Consider the following 15293-nt stretch of genomic DNA (forward strand, 5'->3'; position numbering starts at 1 on the left):
TTCGGCGTTGAGCTGATCGCGCCGATCGCGATGGAAAACGGCCTGCGCTTCGCCATCCGCGAAGGCGGCCGCACCGTCGGCGCCGGCGTTGTGTCGAAAATCATCGAGTAAGGCGCGCTTGTCGCGCCTGGTTGCGGCAGGCGATTTTCCTCAGGAAAATCTGCCGGGAGCAACTCGGTAAAGAACTAAAGAAGGCCGTCCCACACAGGGGCGGCCTTTTTCTTTTTCGGAAACGTTCGCCAAAATGCTAACCTCTTTCATATTGAGACATTGCAATTCGAAAGAGGTCATAAGATGCACGTATCGGCTCGGTCATTCTGTCTTATCGCAGCAATCGCGTTTTCGTCTTCTTCGGCGTCGTCCCAAGAAATCGCGGATCGCATCTATCTCGGCGGTCCAATTGTCACGATGAATGACGAAGGACCCTCTGCCGAAGCGGTCGCAGTCAAAGACGGGCGCATTCTGGCCGTCGGATCGCTATCTGATCTATCCGCGCATCAAGGTGATGGAACGGAAACCTTCAATCTTAACGGACGCGCGATGTTGCCGGGCTTTGTGGACAGCCACGGACATGTTGTCATGGGTGGGTTGCAGGCTTTGTCTGCCAACCTCCTCGCGCCGCCGGATGGGGACGTCGTTGATATTGCGAGCCTGCAATCGACACTGTCCAACTGGGCCGCTGAGAACGCGGAAGCCGTTGAGCAGGTGAAGATGATCATCGGCTTTGGCTATGATAATGCGCAACTGAAGGAACTGCGTCACCCGACACGGCAAGATCTGGACATGGTGTCTGAGGATTTGCCTGTGATCATCATTCATCAATCCGGTCATCTGGGGGTCGCGAATTCTAAAGCTCTTGAGTTGGCAGGCATCACCGCCGCTTCAGAGGCCCCTCCCGGCGGGGTCATACAGCGCGACGAAGCCGGAGAACCCAATGGTGTTCTGGAAGAATACGCGTTCTTTTCAGTGCTCGTTCCCATACTTGGAAATCTAGGCGAGGAGGGCTTGGCGGCCTTTGCGAAAGCCGGAACTGAACTTTGGGCAAAGTTTGGATATACGACCGGACAAGAAGGCCGATCTTCGGGAGAGATTGTCGAGGTTCTCAAGAAAGTTGCTGCCGAAGATGGTCTGCCCATCGATGTGGTTGCTTTTCCAGATGTGCTGGAGTCGAGGGACTATATCGAAGAAAATACCTCGGTGGATTATGGTAACCGCGTTCGGGTCGGCGGCTGCAAGCTGACAATCGACGGATCCCCGCAAGGTTTCACGGCGTTGCGGGATCGACCCTATTACAATCCGGTTGGAAACTATGCCGCCGGGTATGCCGGTTATGCCGCCATTACAATGGAGCAGCTTCAGGACGCGGTGAACTGGTGTTACGAGAACGGCTTCCAGATCCTCGTGCATTCCAACGGCGAAGGGGCATCTGACATGTTGATTGCGGCCCTTGAAGAGGCGCAGATCAAATACGGTGACCCGGGCAATCGCCCTGTTCTGATTCACGGCCAGTTTCTAAGAGAGGATCAGGTTGCCAGTTTCAAACGGCTTGGCGTGTTTCCTTCGCTGTTCCCGATGCACACATTCTATTGGGGCGATTGGCACCGGGACCATACGGTTGGGCCGGTCAATGCTGACAACATCTCGCCTACGGGATGGCTGCGTGAACGTGGCATGATGTTCGGCACACATCACGACGCCCCGGTCGCATTCCCCGACAGTATGCGTGTGCTTGCCGCGACCGTCACCCGCCGCACACGGTCGGGCGACATTTTGGGACCGCATCAGAGGGTGGACGTCATGACGGCCCTGAAAGCTATGACAATTTGGCCCGCCTGGCAGCATTTCGAAGAAAATGAAAAGGGCTCTATCGAAGTTGGAAAAGTAGCGGATTTTGTGATCCTGTCGGATGATCCCACAGCGGTCGACCCCGAAACGCTGGCAGAGCTTGAAGTGCTTGTAACTGTAAAGGGCGACGAGGTCGTTTATGAAGCGGAGGAAGGTGTCCGCGAGGGCAATCTGCAGTTTTCGCCGTTTTCAAACGACCCGGTGATTGCCCATCTTTTTTTGCATGCGGTTTATCAGGGCATGAAAGTCGAAGACCCGTGGCTTGTAGGAAATGAGCTTGAGTGAACAGCACGAAGTCACCCGAGGTGTTGGGTGTCGGTAAAAGACGAACGAAACGACGTTGCTTTGTCAGAATCGTCGTTCTGGCCCGAGTTCAAAATTGGTCTCAGTAAATCTGTAGGCCGGGATGTCGGAATCCGTTCTGCCATACTCAACCAAACCAAACGGGGAAAACCTGTTTCCAATGAACAGGTTGTTATTTTCGATGCGTAATCGCGACCCCCAATAGGTTTCTTTTGGGTTTACCGCGACGATTTCCGGGCCAGGGACAGATGGCGAAGCTTACGGAGTGTTTTATGGCCCCAACGCCGAAGACTTTGGTGGGACGTTTCAAGCGTCAGGGGTCAACGGCGTATCGGGTCGTTCGGCCCGGGCAGATTGACGGAGAGGAGCCCTTTTTGTGAAGGGCTCCGTTCACAGTCGGTAAGGAGCTGAGCCACTGGCCGGTAACGTGAGTCTCTAAACTACGACAAAGCTGACTCTGCTGCTGCACGTACAGCACGGATGTTGTCACCATACACGTCAGGTTGGTCCACCGATCCACCTTTGAAGACGGCTGAACCGGCCACCAAAACATCGGCACCAGCCGCCGCGACCAGCGGAGCGGTTTTTGGATCAACACCACCGTCGATTTCGATGTGTACCGGGCGGTCACCAATCATCTGGCGCAGCTTACGCACCTTGCCCGTCATGTCGATGAACTTCTGACCCCCGAATCCGGGGTTCACCGTCATCACGCAAACCAGATCGGTAAGATCCAGCAGGTGCTCGACCGCTTCTGCCGGTGTTCCGGGGTTCAGGGCGACGCCTGCTTTCATACCTGCGGCGCGGATTGCCTGAAGGGTGCGATGTGTGTGAGGGCCAGCCTCGACATGTGCGGTCAGGATGTCCGCTCCGGCATCGGCATACGCCTGAATATAGGGATCAACCGGGGTGATCATCAGGTGCACATCCATCACGGTTTTCACGTGCGGGCGAAAGGCTTTGACGGCGGGTGGGCCAAAGGTCAGGTTCGGAACGAAATGACCATCCATGACATCCACATGGACCCAATCCGCGCCTTGTGCCTCGATGGCCTGAATCTCTGCTCCGAAATTGGCGAAATCGGCGGACAGGATCGATGGAGCGATCTTGATGGTGCGGTCAAAGCTCATTGTGGCCTCGTATCAGAAAAAGAGTCGCCGAAGCGTATACCTGCGGGGCAGGGGGATGGATAGCCCCCGCAACGGCTGGTCCGTTACAAAACTTTCACCACGCTGACACATATCCGTTGAACGGCATCTGTAGCTGACCGCCAACATCATCTGGGGGTGGCACGTGCTGCAGATCAAGAAACTGACCAAACGCTTTGGCGACAACGTTGCTGTGGACGCTGCGACGCTGGACGTAGACAAGCCTTGCATGATCGGGATCATCGGGCGGTCGGGTGCAGGCAAGTCGACCCTGCTGCGGATGATCAACCGGCTGACAGATTCCAGCGATGGTCAGATCCTGTTTGAAGGTCGTGACGTGACCCAACTGAAGGGCCGCGAAAAGCGCGCCTGGCAAGCTGATTGCGCCATGATCTTTCAGCAGTTCAATCTGGTGCCGCGCATGGATGTTGTGTCGAACGTTCTGCATGGCACGCTGAACCGTCATTCGACCCTGGCGACCATGTTCAACCTGTTTCCGATGGAAGACATCCATCGTGCAATCGACATACTTGATCGTCTGGGGATCGCAGAGCACGCGCCCAAACGCGCAGAGGCCCTGTCGGGCGGCCAGCAACAGCGCGTCGCTATCGCGCGCGCCTTGATGCAAGACCCCAAGATCATTCTGGCGGACGAGCCCATCGCGTCGCTTGACCCGATGAACGCTCAGGTGGTGATGCAGGCGCTGCGCCGTATCCATGAAGAGGATGGCCGCACCGTCATCGCCAACCTGCACACGCTGGACACTGCCCGCCGTTATTGTGATCGCGTGGTCGGAATGCGCGACGGGCGCATCGTCTTTGACGGGCTACCGGAACAACTGACGACCGGCGTTGCCCGCGAAATCTATGGCGCCGATGCCAGCTTCTCGGAAGAGGCGACATCGACCGAGATCGAAACTCTGGACGCCACCCAGAAGGCCCTGATGGAAGCGGAAGCAACTATCTGAGCCACCAACCCCCTTTCATCGCCCGGCCCGATGAAAGGCCGGGGCAATCAAACTGGAGAGAGACAGATGAAAAAACTGATTGCTGCCTTTGCGGCGACAACTGCGTTGGCCGCACCGGCCATGGCACAGGACATCAGCGAGTTCCGTATCGGAATTCTGGGCGGCGAGAACGCTCAGGATCGCCTGAACAACAACGAATGCCTGCGTGAATATACCGAAGAAACGCTGGGCGTTGAGACCAAACTGTTTGCGCCTGCCGATTACAACGGTGTGATTCAGGGCCTGCTGGGCGGCACCATCGACATGGCATGGTTGGGCGCGTCGGGTTACGCCAAAACCTACCTGAGCGATCCCGAAGCGGTTGAGCCGGTTCTGGTAAAGGTGAACGTCGACGGTGGTTACGGGTATTACTCGATTGGATTTGCCCGCAAGGACAGCGGCATCACCTCGCTGGACGACATGAAAGGCAAGACCTTTGGTTTTGGCGACCCGAACTCGACCTCGGGCTACCTGATCCCGTCCATCGAAATTCCGCAGGCCACTGGTGCCACCATGGACTCGGGCGACTACTTTGGCGAAGTGAAATTCACTGGCGGTCACGAGCAGACCATCGTGGCAGTCAACAATGGTGACGTTGATGGTGGCGTGACCTGGGCCGATGGTCTGGGCAACTGGGAAGACGGATACAACTCGGGCGCGCTGCGCCGGGCAGTTGATGCCGGTCTGGTCGACATGAACGACATGGTTGAAATCTGGAAATCCAAGCCGATCCCGGAAGGTCCGGTTGTTCTGCGCACCGCGCTGCCTGCGGACGTCAAAGAAAAGATGACAGCCCTGATGGCTGGCCTGCACGAGAAAGACCGTGATTGCTTCTACGGCGTTGCCGCAGGTGAAGCGAAAGCGTTCGAGCCGATCACGCATGATGCTTACGAAATCATCATCGAAGCACGCAAGCTGAAGTCCAACTAAGCCTGCATACCCAATGATCGGGGTCCGGTGGAAATCCGGGCCCCGTTTTTCCACCCAGGAGCCTTCCATGACAGACCTGACCGCTGGGTCCCCGACCGTCGACCAGATCCGCGATGACTATACGGCGATGACGCGCCGCAAAAGGGTCTATGGTGGTATCCTCCTGATCCTGTTCGTCGCCGTTATGGCCTCGAGCTTTCGTGTTGCTGACGACCGCAACGCTGGCAGCTTCCGCGATGGCTGGACGCGTATTTTCGACTACCCCGCTGAGGTTCTGTCCGAAGCGTGGGAAAAAATCGGCGCGCTGCCGGAAAACCTGGCTAAGTTTTTCCCCGCACTGATCGAAACACTGAATATCGCCGCCGCTTCCACCTTGATCGGCGCGATAGCAGGCACGTTTCTGGCCCTGATGTCGACGCGTGGCATGGCGCTTTGGCCTGCCTTGATCCCTTTATTTCGCCGAATTTCAGATGTGTGCCGTGCCGTCCCCGAGATTGTCATCGCACTTGTACTGATATTCATTTTGGGCGGTGGTCCGGTGCCGGCGATGATTGCGATTGCCATTCACACAGCGGGCGCACTGGGTAAGTTGTTTTCCGAGGTCAACGAAAACGCCTCGCTCAAGCCGGTCGAGGGCTTGCATTCGGTGGGTGCGAACTGGTCGCAACGCATGTATCTGGGCGTGATCCCGCAGGTCGGACCGAATTATGTCAGCTACGCGTTGTTGCGGTTCGAAATCAATATTCGCGCCTCGGCCATCCTGGGTTTTGTTGGTGCCGGCGGTCTGGGCTATGAGCTGCGCAACGCCATGTCCTGGGGACAGGGCCGGTACGATGAGGCCGCGGCCATTTTCCTTTTGCTTTTCGTAACAATCGTCGTCGTAGATCAGCTGTCCGGTGTCCTACGCGACCGTCTGACTCATGGGGCGGAAAAAGGAGCCTCAGTATGAGCACCTTCGCAACCAATCTGACCGTCGATGAGCTGAAAGCTGAAGCGGATCGTCTGTTCAGCCGTAAAAGACTGGTCAATTTCGGGCTGCCTACATTGGTGCTGGCTTACCTGGTCTACGTCTTCTTCGCGTTTGACGTTCCGGGGCTTGCGGCGCGCGCGAATTGGGAAAACGGCAAGACGCTTGTGTCCGACAGCTATAGCTACAAGACGCATATCGAGCGTGACAACCGCACCGGCGAGGTTTCGGCCGCGATTGAGGGCGAGCGCAAGGGCGCATACCCAGAAGGTCAGGCTCCGGACTGGGTGGCGCTGGGCGAGACAACCGTGATCGATCTGGAAGACGGTCATGTGGTGCGGTTCGGGCCGGAAACGGTCGAGTATGACATCCCCGGTTATGGAACTGTTCGGGCAACACCCAGCCGGTCGGCGGGCGTACAGGCGGAGTTGCCTGCAGGTGACGTGCCAGAGTGGATCAACGTTTCCAAGAACCGCTTGGCAATCAAGACGGATGCTGGCCGTTTGACCGTCACACGCAATCGGTCGGAAGTGTTTCGCTATTTCAACGGGTGGGAGCTGTTCTGGTTCACGCTCGACAGCCCCTATTATGGCAAGTCGTTCCCCGAACTGGCTGGACGCGCGGCGTCGGGTGAGGCGGGTGCAATTTTTAATGGCTTCTGGACCAACAAGATGTGGCGGCATCAGGACGTGGCCTGGGCGATCTTCGAGACGATCCTGATGGCGTTTCTGGGCACGCTGGGCGCAGCCATGGTGGCATTGCCACTGGCCTTCCTTGCAACGCGCAACTTCAACCCCGTGAAATCCATCCGCTTTGCAACGCGTCGTGTTTTCGACTTTGTGCGCGGCGTGGACGCCTTGATCTGGACTGTCGTTCTGGCCCGCGCCTTTGGTCCCGGACCTTTGACAGGCGCGCTGGCCATACTGGTGACCGACACCGGGACATTCGGCAAGATCTTCTCGGAAGCGTTGGAGAATGTGGACCAGAAGCAGATAGAGGGCGTTCAGTCCACAGGCGCAAATGCCCCTCAGCGGTATCGCTTTGGGGTCATTCCGCAAGTCACGCCCGTTTTGTTGAGCCAGCTGCTGTATTTTCTGGAATCCAACACCCGCAGCGCGACGGTCATAGGTGCGATCACAGGGGGTGGTATTGGTCTTTTGCTGACGCAGGCGATCATCACGCAAAAGGATTGGGAAGAAGTCGCCTACTACATCATCCTGATCATCCTGATGGTCATGTTGATGGACTGGTTCTCGGGCTGGCTGCGCAAACGATTGATCCAGGGCGAAACGGGCAAAAAACGCAAACCGCGTGACGCTGCGCGCAAAGCATTCTTGTTACCCTGAGCTGAGGGTGGGACACTCAATGGCACGACTGCGCGCGGATCAACCGTTTATTCACACCGGTTGTCAGATCACCAACAGCAGCTTTGGCGCATATGTTGAGATTGGTGCTGGCAGCCGAGTGGCGAACTCGGTTTGGGGCGATTATTCCTATTGTGACCGGACCTGCGATATTGCCAATGCCGAGATCGGAAAGTTCGCAAATATTGCAAGCTTCACTCGTATCGGAGCGACAGATCACCCGATGGACAAGGCATCGCTGCATCATTTTCACTATCGTTCCGCCGACTATTGGGACGATGCCGAAGATGATGCGGATTGGTTCGCTCATCGCGCCAGTCGCACCGCCCGGATCGGGCATGACACCTGGATCGGACACGCTGCGATCATCAAGCCCGAGGTCACGATCGGCAATGGTGCCGTGGTTGCTTCGGGAGCAGTGGTGACCAAAGACGTCCCGGCCTATACGATTGTTGCAGGTGTCACGGCGCAGGTGTTGCGCAACAGGTTCCCTGAGGGCGTCGCAGACCGAATGGAACAGCTTGCGTGGTGGGACTGGGACAACGCCAAGCTTCGCGCGGCTTTGCCCGACTTTCGAACGCTAAGTGCCGAAGCGTTTTTGGAAAAGCACGCGTAACCCTGTTCTTGCAGATACAAAAACCGAAAACCCCTGTAGGGGTCTATTCTTCGTTCAGGGTCAGCGTGACCCGCTCACCCGCGAAAACGGTTCGCCCATATTCAACCGGCTGGCCATCTGGGTCCGCGTTCACGCCGACCGAGAACAGAACCGGAGCGCCTTCGGACAGTTGAAGCTGCAGGGCTTGTGTTGCCGTTGCCCCGCGTGCTGTCAGACGGGTCGAGATGCGTGTGTAATCCGCGATTCCACTGGCTTGCAGAGCTTTTGTAACCGATTGCGTTTCGGTCAGCGTCTGCAACAGGTCGGGAAAACGCGTAGCTGGAAAAACGCTTTGAAACACGGCCACAGGCTGCCCGTCCGCCAAAGACAGACCGTCATAGACATGCACCGGATCACCTTTGTCCAAACCCAAGGCTTCTGCTTCGGCTTCATCTGCCGCGCGTGTGGTCAGCGCGAGGATTTTCTTGCCCGGCATCTTACCGCTGGCCGAGATGTTTTTGTGGTATCGCACCCTTTTGCCTATTGGATAATCCGTGGGTCGCGCCGCCACAAACACGCCTGCGCCGCGCCTGGCGTGGACCAGACCTTGTTCCGACATGTCTGCCAACGCGCGCCGCACAGTGTGGCGATTGACGCCATGAGTGGCGGCCAATTGTGCTTCGGTCGGCAGGCGGTCTCCGGTTTGATAGCGCCCTTCAGCGATGTCCGAGGTCAGGCGCAGGGCGATGCTTTTCCAGATCGGTGTTTTGCTCATGTCATCAAATCTTCACACGATCGCGGATTGCGACTCGGATGCCTAAAGGGTAATATTTGTCTAGTTGTATAGTCCATGTAGACAACCCGGCCAAGAGGCTTTGATGACAAATCAGACAGAAATCGCGACACAGGCGCGGAAGGAATGGATGGGTCTGCTGGCCCGCGCGCCAGACGATGCTTTGATGGCGCTATGGGATGGCATTCAGGACCGTCCAAGCTTTGAGTGGCTGCGCCGCCCCGAAGTGGGCGGCGTCATGGTGCGTGGACGCACCGGCGCTACCGGAGCGCCGTTCAACTTGGGCGAAATGACCGTCACGCGCTGTTCGGTCGTGCTTCAGGATGGCACGGTTGGTCACGGATATGTGCAGGGCAGATCCAAGCCCAAGGCGGAAGCCGCAGCTTTGATTGATGCCATGATGCAGACGTCTTCCTCGGATGAGTTAAAGGCAAAGCTGATCAACCCGCTGCAGGCGCAGATGCTGAAGGCCAAAGCCGCGCGCGCTGCCAAAGCAGCCTCCACCAAGGTCGAGTTTTTCACGCTGGTCCGGGGGGAAGACTGATGGCCGTGCAAACACAGTTCTCCGGGGGCTTTCAAAACGCGCCTGTCCAGGCCGCCCACGCGTTCCGCGCTGCCATGACTGTGATGGCGCGCCCGGGTGACATTCGCACCCTAACAGGCAGTGAACCCCCTGCGCCTTTGTCCATGGCAGCAAGCACGCTGTTGCTGACGCTGTGCGATCCCGAAACAAAGGTTCATTTGGCTGGTGAAGCTGATACCGATGCGGTGCGCAAATGGCTGACCTTCCACACGGGCGCGCCGATTGTGTCTGCGGACCTGGCAGATTTCGCAGTTGGAACGTGGGGGGCGTTGGGTCCGCTGAACGCCTATCGCATAGGCACGCCGGAATACCCGGATCGGTCTGCGACCCTGATTGTAGAATGCGACCAGCTTGAGCAAAGCGGTGCCATTCTGAGCGGCCCCGGGATCAAGGACACCGCGCGGTTGTCTCTGCCGGATATTCCGGCGCTTCAGGGCAATGCGATGCTGTATCCGCTGGGGTGCGATTTCTTCTTTACCTGCGGTGACAAGATCGCGGCCCTGCCGCGCAGCACGCAGATCAGGACAGAGGGCTAAGCGATGTACGTAGCTGTCAAAGGGGGCGAAAAAGCCATCGAGAACGCCCATACGTGGTTGGCCGAAGAACGCCGGGGCGCGACTGATGTGGCGGAGCTGAGCCTTGCACAGATCCGCGAACAACTGAGCCTTGCCGTGAACCGGGTCATGGCTGAAGGATCCTTGTTTGACCCCGATCTTGCTGCACTGGCGATCAAACAGGCACGTGGCGATCTGATCGAGGCGATCTTTCTGGTCCGTGCTTACCGTACGACTCTGCCGCGCTTTGGCTATTCCAACCCGGTCGAGACCTCTCAGATGGCGTGTGATCGTCGGATCTCGGCCACGTTCAAAGATGCGCCCGGCGGGCAGGTTCTGGGTCCGACCTTCGACTACACCCACCGTTTGCTGGATTTCAAACTGGCTGCTGATGGTGAAGCCCCTAAGGCACCCGAAGGCGCGGCACGTCAGGAGCCGACGCCCCATATCACCGAGTTCCTGAAAGGTGAGGACATCATTCAGGATGAACCCGCCAGCGATCACACCCCGGGCGACCTGACCCGCGAGCCGATGGAGTTTCCATCCAATCGTCCCTTGCGCTTGCAATCACTGACCCGTGGGGACGAGGGCTTTGTACTGGGCATGGCCTATTCCACCCAGCGCGGCTACGCCCGCAACCACGCCTTTGTTGGCGAACTGCGCATCGGCAAGGTGGCGGTGGAAATGGAGATCCCCGAGCTGGGTTTCGCCATTGATATCGGCGAGGTCGAACTGACCGAATGTGAGACGGTCAACCAGTTCACGGGCTCCAAGACCGAACCACCGCAGTTCACGCGCGGATACGGTCTTGTCTTTGGTCAGTCCGAACGAAAATCCATCGCGATGGCTCTGGTCGATCGGGCCCTGCGTTGGAAAGAACTGGGCGAAGACAATCTGGGTGCACCCGCGCAGGACGAAGAGTTTGTCCTGAGCCACGCCGACAACATTCAGGCCACCGGTTTTCTCGAACACATCAAACTGCCGCATTACGTCGACTTCCAGTCTGAGTTGGAGCTGGTCCGCAAGCTGCGTCGCGAGGCCGAAGAGCGCATTACGCCAAAGGAGGCCGCAGAATGAAGGCCGTCGTTTTTGACATCGGAAATGTGCTGATCCGATGGGATCCACATCTGGCTTGGTTGGATGAAATGGGCAGCCGCGAGGCCGTGGCAGAGTTCCTGACCCGCATCGATTTCCAGGATCGTAATCTTCGGGCAGATGGCGGCGAGACCTTCTCCGACCTGGCGTCAGAACTGGATGACGTCGAAGACCAACAGCGTCTGAGCGTGTATGTTGAGCGCTATGCCATGACCGTTCCGCACAAGATCGAAGGCACCTGGCAGCTGCTCTATCGATTGAAAGAGCAGGGCACGCCGGTACATGCGATCACCAACTGGTCGGCGGAAACATGGCCGGTTGGCGTCGGTGCCCATCCGGAGTTGGGCGACGTCTTTGGTGTGACCATCGTGTCTGGTCAGGAAAAGCTGTTGAAACCGCAACCTGAGATCTTTCATCGCTTGTGTGAGCGGGCCGGGCTTGTGCCTGAAAACTGTACGTTCATCGATGACGGGCTGCACAATGTCGACGGCGCGCGCGCCGTCGGTATGGACGGAATTCATTTTACCACGCCGCAGGCGCTGGAAAGCGCGCTGATTGAAAGAGGCCTGCTATGAGCGAGTATAATTTCGCCTATCTGGACGAACAAACCAAACGGATGATCCGCCGGGCGATTCTGAAAGGTCTGGCTGTGCCGGGCTATCAGGTGCCCTTTGCCAGCCGCGAGATGCCTATGCCGTATGGCTGGGGGACGGGTGGCGTTCAGGTCTCGGCGGCGACACTGACGCCCGAGGATACCTTCAAGGTGATCGATCAGGGCGCAGACGACACCACCAACGCCGTGTCGATCCGCAAGTTCTTTGAGAACACGGCTGGCGTTGCCACCACGGAGGAGACGGAAAAAGCCACTGTCATCCAGACTCGCCACCGCATCCCCGAGGCGAAACTGCGCGAAGACCAGATCATCGTCTATCAGGTGCCGATCCCGGAACCTCTGCGCTTTTTGGAGCCGCGTGAGACCGAGACGCGCAAGATGCACAGCCTTGAGGAATACGGGCTGATGCATGTCAAACTGTACGAGGACATCAGTCAGCACGGGGCGATCTCAACCGCTTATGCCTATCCGGTCAAAGTATCCGGCCGGTATGTGATGGACCCGTCTCCGATCCCGAAATTTGACAACCCAAAGCTTGAGATGGACGCGATCCAGCTGTTCGGTGCAGGGCGCGAACAGCGTATCTATGCCGTGCCCCCGCATACCAAGGTTGTGAGCCTCGATTTCGAGGATTACTCGTTTGAGGCCACCAAAGCCAACCATCCTTGCGATCTGTGCGGTGCCGAGGACAGCTATTTGGATGAGGTCATCATGGATGATGCAGGCAACCGGATGTTTGTCTGCTCTGACACCGATTATTGCCGGTCGCGCCGTGAGGCAGGCCATATGGGCCAACTGGCTGAGGAGAACGCGGCATGACCCCCCTGTTACAAGTCAAGGGCATCGAAAAGCGATATGGCGCGCGGATCGGATGCACGGATGTAGGTTTCGATCTTTACCCCGGAGAAGTGATGGGGATCGTCGGTGAAAGTGGGTCGGGTAAATCGACTTTGCTCAACTGTCTGGCAGGTCATCTTGAGCCGGACACCGGACAAGTGATCTTTGATACCCGAGTGGACGGGCCGGTCGACACCGTGACCATGTCCGAACCGGAACGCCGAATGCTCGGCCGCACTGACTGGGCCTTTGTGCATCAACACGCCCGCGACGGACTTCGGATGTCTGTCAGCGCGGGCGGCAATATTGGTGAGCGGCTGATGGCCGTCGGTGATCGGCACTATGGCGACATTCGGAACAAGGCTATCGACTGGCTGGGCCGGGTCGAGATTGAAGCAGGCCGTGTGGATGACCGTCCCAGCGCGTTTTCGGGTGGGATGCAGCAACGTCTGCAAATCGCGCGCAATCTGGTGACAGGCCCACGTCTGGTGTTCATGGACGAGCCGACCGGTGGTCTGGACGTTTCCGTTCAGGCGCGCCTGCTGGATTTGTTGCGCGGTCTGGTGCGCGAAATGGGGTTGAGCGCGATCATCGTGACGCACGATCTGGCCGTAGTGCGATTGCTGGCGGACCGGCTGATGGTGATGAAAAGCGGTCACGTGGTCGAGGCCGGGCTGACCGATCAGGTGCTGGACGACCCGCAGCATGCCTACACGCAGCTTCTGGTGTCCAGCGTATTGCAGGTTTGAGTATTTGGGAAAAGATGAAGCGATGATTGAACTGATCGATGTGAGCAAGAGCTTCACCCTTCATAATCAGGGCAGCGCCGTGATTCCGGTGATGGAAGGCGCGTCGTTGAAGGTCGTTCCGGGGGAATGTGTTGCTCTGACCGGGGCGTCCGGTGCAGGTAAGTCCACGCTCATGCGGGTGATCTATGGCAACTATCTGGCCGCTTCTGGTCAGGTGCTGGTTGGGGGGCTGGACGTGACGAAAGCCGAACCACGCCAGATCCTTTCACTGCGTCGTGATACGTTGGGTTATGTCAGCCAGTTCCTGCGGGTTGTACCTCGAGTGCCGACACTGGAGGTTGTGGCAGAGCCGCTTTTGGCGGTAGGCACGGACAAACAAGTTGCGCTGGACAGGGCGGCCGGATTGCTGAAACGGCTGAACATCCCCGAGCGTTTGTGGACGCTGAGCCCAACGACCTTTTCCGGCGGTGAGCAGCAGCGGGTGAACATCGCGCGCGGCTTTGCGCATGAATATCCGGCGATGTTACTGGATGAGCCGACGGCGAGCCTGGATGCACAGAACCGCGAAACCGTTTTGTCCCTGATTGAAGAGGCAAAGCATCGAGGTGCGGCGATTGTGGGGATTTTCCACGACCTCGAAGCCCGCGAGCGGGTCTGTGACCGCGAGGTCAATGTCTCGGACTTTACACCGGGGCTGGCTGCATGACGCTTGCTCCGGTCATAGCCGTTGTCGGCCCTTCGGGTGTCGGCAAAGACAGCGTAATGGGTGCATTGGTGGCCCAGGCACCGGGCATCCAACGCCTGAGGCGCGTGATTACCCGTCCCGAAGGCGAAGGAGGCGAGGATTTCGACCGGGTTTCCGTCGCGACGTTTCAGCAGATGGAACGGGAAGGGGCTTTTGCGTTGAGCTGGCCTGCGCATGGTCTGTTTTACGGTGTTCCGAATATGATAACACAGCAGCGTCAGAATGCTGACGCTGTTTTGGTCAACTTGTCTCGTGCCGTGTTGGTGCAGGCGCAGGAGGTGTTTGGAGACCTGATCGTGATCTCGCTGACGGCTGAGGCCGACGTTCTGGCGCAACGCCTGTTCGCAAGAGGGCGGGAAAGCGCGGCGGAACAGGCGCGGCGATTGGGTCGTGCCAAAGCGCCATTACCGGACGGATTGAACCGCGTTATCGAAGTCGACAACTCTGGCGCGCTGGAAGACACTGTCGCCGAGATACTCGCGCGACTTCAACCGGAAAGCGCGTAGCGATGGATCAGGTGAAACCGCCCATCCTCGGCCTCGCCCATCAGCGCCAGATCGGTGATCTGGAAGGGCTGCGGCAGCAACGGGGCCAGATGGGTTTGCAGGGCCTCATGAGTGGCCTTAAGGGTTGGCTTGTCCAGCTTGCCGCTGAGCGTGATGTGAAAGCGAAAGGCATCCAGCACGTAGGGATAGCCCCACTGAACCAGATTGGCGTCATGTTCCAGCGTCAGGCCGGCGGCGCGGCGGCGGGCCAGTTCAGCCTCGCTTGCTGGCGCACGAAAACCGTCCAATGTCTGAACACACGCGGCGGCCAGGGTATTCAACGCCTGCGTCTCACCCATCGGGCGCAGGGCCAGAAAGCGGCCAAGCCGGGCAATCTCGAGACCATCCAGCGTGACTGGGGGCTGGTTGGAGGCGAGCGAACCGCAAGCTGCGTGCAAGGCGTCAAAGGTCTGGCCTTCGCGCAGTTGGAAGGGGGGTTTCAGCGTCGCGTGCAGCCCGTATTTACGTGGCACTTCCGTGACTGCGGCAACGTCGATGTCTCCGACTACCGGATGCGCGACCAAAGATCCGGTTTCCATGTCCCAACCCAGCCAGCTGGTTGCAAATTTCGTCCACTCCGCGTCGGCGGGTGGCGCAAAATAGATCGCGTATCGCGTGAAT

Annotated in this window: 18 protein-coding genes; 15 read left to right on the top strand and 3 right to left on the bottom strand. The window is 58.2% G+C overall.

The features are described from left to right. Both AC2FNU_RS19755 and AC2FNU_RS19760 read left to right on the top strand, forming a co-directional pair. A partial coding sequence (locus tag AC2FNU_RS19755) for an EF-Tu C-terminal domain-related protein (protein ID WP_480428719.1) occupies window positions 1-111 on the top strand: 111 nt, incomplete at its 5' end. Window positions 112-294: 183 nt separating this feature from the next. Next, a complete protein-coding gene (locus AC2FNU_RS19760; RefSeq protein WP_496791753.1) occupies window positions 295-2130 on the top strand; it encodes an amidohydrolase in 1836 nt (611 codons plus the stop codon). Between the two features lie 458 nt (window positions 2131-2588). Here AC2FNU_RS19760 and rpe read toward each other — a convergent pair whose 3' ends face one another. Next, on the bottom strand, window positions 2589-3278 hold the full coding sequence (gene rpe / locus AC2FNU_RS19765) for a ribulose-phosphate 3-epimerase (protein ID WP_496791755.1): 690 nt from the start codon (window positions 3276-3278) through the stop codon (window positions 2589-2591). A 163-nt stretch (window positions 3279-3441) separates the two neighbouring features. Here rpe and phnC point away from each other — a divergent pair, with 163 nt between their 5' ends. The 5 genes from phnC (at window position 3442) to AC2FNU_RS19790 (ending at window position 8179) form a co-directional block, all read left to right on the top strand. Continuing rightward, window positions 3442-4263, top strand: coding sequence for a phosphonate ABC transporter ATP-binding protein (gene phnC / locus AC2FNU_RS19770; protein WP_496791757.1), 822 nt, complete (start codon window positions 3442-3444; stop codon window positions 4261-4263). Window positions 4264-4329: 66 nt separating this feature from the next. Then, window positions 4330-5232: a phosphonate ABC transporter substrate-binding protein gene (gene phnD / locus AC2FNU_RS19775; RefSeq protein ID WP_496791759.1), complete on the top strand. Its 903-nt coding sequence runs from the start codon at window positions 4330-4332 to the stop codon at window positions 5230-5232. A gap of 67 nt (window positions 5233-5299) precedes the next feature. Beyond that, on the top strand, window positions 5300-6181 hold the full coding sequence (gene phnE / locus AC2FNU_RS19780; RefSeq protein WP_496791760.1) for a phosphonate ABC transporter, permease protein PhnE: 882 nt from the start codon (window positions 5300-5302) through the stop codon (window positions 6179-6181). Continuing rightward, entirely contained in the window at window positions 6178-7545 is a 1368-nt protein-coding gene (phnE, locus tag AC2FNU_RS19785) for a phosphonate ABC transporter, permease protein PhnE (protein ID WP_496791761.1), read from the top strand. The genes phnE (AC2FNU_RS19780) and phnE (AC2FNU_RS19785) overlap by 4 nt, the downstream gene beginning before the upstream one ends. Window positions 7546-7564: 19 nt before the next feature. Continuing rightward, window positions 7565-8179: an LbetaH domain-containing protein gene (locus AC2FNU_RS19790; protein ID WP_496791762.1), complete on the top strand. Its 615-nt coding sequence runs from the start codon at window positions 7565-7567 to the stop codon at window positions 8177-8179. 43 nt (window positions 8180-8222) lie between these two features. On the opposite strand, the gene phnF is transcribed toward AC2FNU_RS19790, so the two are convergent. Then, a complete protein-coding gene (gene phnF, locus AC2FNU_RS19795; RefSeq protein WP_496791763.1) occupies window positions 8223-8933 on the bottom strand; it encodes a phosphonate metabolism transcriptional regulator PhnF in 711 nt (236 codons plus the stop codon). Window positions 8934-9036: 103 nt separating this feature from the next. On the opposite strand from phnF, the gene phnG reads away from it, so the two are divergent. From phnG to phnN, 8 genes are read left to right on the top strand one after another with little or no spacing between them, the layout of a single operon-like run. Beyond that, window positions 9037-9495, top strand: coding sequence for a phosphonate C-P lyase system protein PhnG (phnG, locus tag AC2FNU_RS19800; protein WP_496791764.1), 459 nt, complete (start codon window positions 9037-9039; stop codon window positions 9493-9495). Further along, on the top strand, window positions 9495-10070 hold the full coding sequence (phnH, locus tag AC2FNU_RS19805) for a phosphonate C-P lyase system protein PhnH (RefSeq protein WP_496791765.1): 576 nt from the start codon (window positions 9495-9497) through the stop codon (window positions 10068-10070). The genes phnG and phnH overlap by 1 nt, the downstream gene beginning before the upstream one ends. 3 nt (window positions 10071-10073) lie before the next feature. Continuing rightward, complete coding sequence (locus AC2FNU_RS19810) at window positions 10074-11165, top strand: carbon-phosphorus lyase complex subunit (protein WP_496791766.1); 1092 nt, start codon at window positions 10074-10076, stop codon at window positions 11163-11165. Continuing rightward, window positions 11162-11758, top strand: coding sequence for an HAD family hydrolase (locus tag AC2FNU_RS19815; RefSeq protein WP_496791769.1), 597 nt, complete (start codon window positions 11162-11164; stop codon window positions 11756-11758). The genes AC2FNU_RS19810 and AC2FNU_RS19815 overlap by 4 nt, the downstream gene beginning before the upstream one ends. Next, window positions 11755-12615 (top strand): alpha-D-ribose 1-methylphosphonate 5-phosphate C-P-lyase PhnJ, encoded by an 861-nt coding sequence (locus tag AC2FNU_RS19820; protein ID WP_496791770.1) that lies wholly within the window; start codon window positions 11755-11757, stop codon window positions 12613-12615. The genes AC2FNU_RS19815 and AC2FNU_RS19820 overlap by 4 nt, the downstream gene beginning before the upstream one ends. Continuing rightward, window positions 12612-13382, top strand: a complete 771-nt coding sequence (gene phnK, locus AC2FNU_RS19825; RefSeq protein ID WP_496791771.1) for a phosphonate C-P lyase system protein PhnK — start codon at window positions 12612-12614, stop codon at window positions 13380-13382. Before AC2FNU_RS19820 ends, phnK begins: the two co-directional genes overlap by 4 nt. Window positions 13383-13404: 22 nt before the next feature. Then, window positions 13405-14088: a phosphonate C-P lyase system protein PhnL gene (gene phnL, locus AC2FNU_RS19830; protein ID WP_496791772.1), complete on the top strand. Its 684-nt coding sequence runs from the start codon at window positions 13405-13407 to the stop codon at window positions 14086-14088. Next, the gene (phnN, locus tag AC2FNU_RS19835; RefSeq protein WP_496791773.1) at window positions 14085-14633 is read left to right on the top strand and encodes a phosphonate metabolism protein/1,5-bisphosphokinase (PRPP-forming) PhnN; all 549 of its coding nucleotides are present in this window, start codon (window positions 14085-14087) and stop codon (window positions 14631-14633) included. The genes phnL and phnN overlap by 4 nt, the downstream gene beginning before the upstream one ends. Here the strand turns inward: phnN and AC2FNU_RS19840 are convergent. Continuing rightward, window positions 14615-15293: DUF1045 domain-containing protein (locus tag AC2FNU_RS19840; protein WP_496791774.1), on the bottom strand; the 679-nt coding region annotated here is incomplete at its 5' end. The genes phnN and AC2FNU_RS19840 overlap by 19 nt on opposite strands.

It is taken from the genome of Ruegeria sp. BHSB064 (assembly GCF_059613205.1).

Coding starts and splice junctions, on each gene's coding strand:
- AC2FNU_RS19760 (WP_496791753.1), top strand. CDS start 295: ATGCACGTATCGGCTCGGTCATTCTGTCTTATCGCAGCAATCGCGTTT.
- rpe (WP_496791755.1), bottom strand. CDS start 3,278: ATGAGCTTTGACCGCACCATCAAGATCGCTCCATCGATCCTGTCCGCC.
- phnD (WP_496791759.1), top strand. CDS start 4,330: ATGAAAAAACTGATTGCTGCCTTTGCGGCGACAACTGCGTTGGCCGCA.
- phnE (WP_496791760.1), top strand. CDS start 5,300: ATGACAGACCTGACCGCTGGGTCCCCGACCGTCGACCAGATCCGCGAT.
- phnE (WP_496791761.1), top strand. CDS start 6,178: ATGAGCACCTTCGCAACCAATCTGACCGTCGATGAGCTGAAAGCTGAA.
- AC2FNU_RS19790 (WP_496791762.1), top strand. CDS start 7,565: ATGGCACGACTGCGCGCGGATCAACCGTTTATTCACACCGGTTGTCAG.
- phnF (WP_496791763.1), bottom strand. CDS start 8,933: ATGAGCAAAACACCGATCTGGAAAAGCATCGCCCTGCGCCTGACCTCG.
- phnG (WP_496791764.1), top strand. CDS start 9,037: ATGACAAATCAGACAGAAATCGCGACACAGGCGCGGAAGGAATGGATG.
- phnH (WP_496791765.1), top strand. CDS start 9,495: ATGGCCGTGCAAACACAGTTCTCCGGGGGCTTTCAAAACGCGCCTGTC.
- AC2FNU_RS19810 (WP_496791766.1), top strand. CDS start 10,074: ATGTACGTAGCTGTCAAAGGGGGCGAAAAAGCCATCGAGAACGCCCAT.
- AC2FNU_RS19815 (WP_496791769.1), top strand. CDS start 11,162: ATGAAGGCCGTCGTTTTTGACATCGGAAATGTGCTGATCCGATGGGAT.
- AC2FNU_RS19820 (WP_496791770.1), top strand. CDS start 11,755: ATGAGCGAGTATAATTTCGCCTATCTGGACGAACAAACCAAACGGATG.
- phnK (WP_496791771.1), top strand. CDS start 12,612: ATGACCCCCCTGTTACAAGTCAAGGGCATCGAAAAGCGATATGGCGCG.
- phnL (WP_496791772.1), top strand. CDS start 13,405: ATGATTGAACTGATCGATGTGAGCAAGAGCTTCACCCTTCATAATCAG.
- phnN (WP_496791773.1), top strand. CDS start 14,085: ATGACGCTTGCTCCGGTCATAGCCGTTGTCGGCCCTTCGGGTGTCGGC.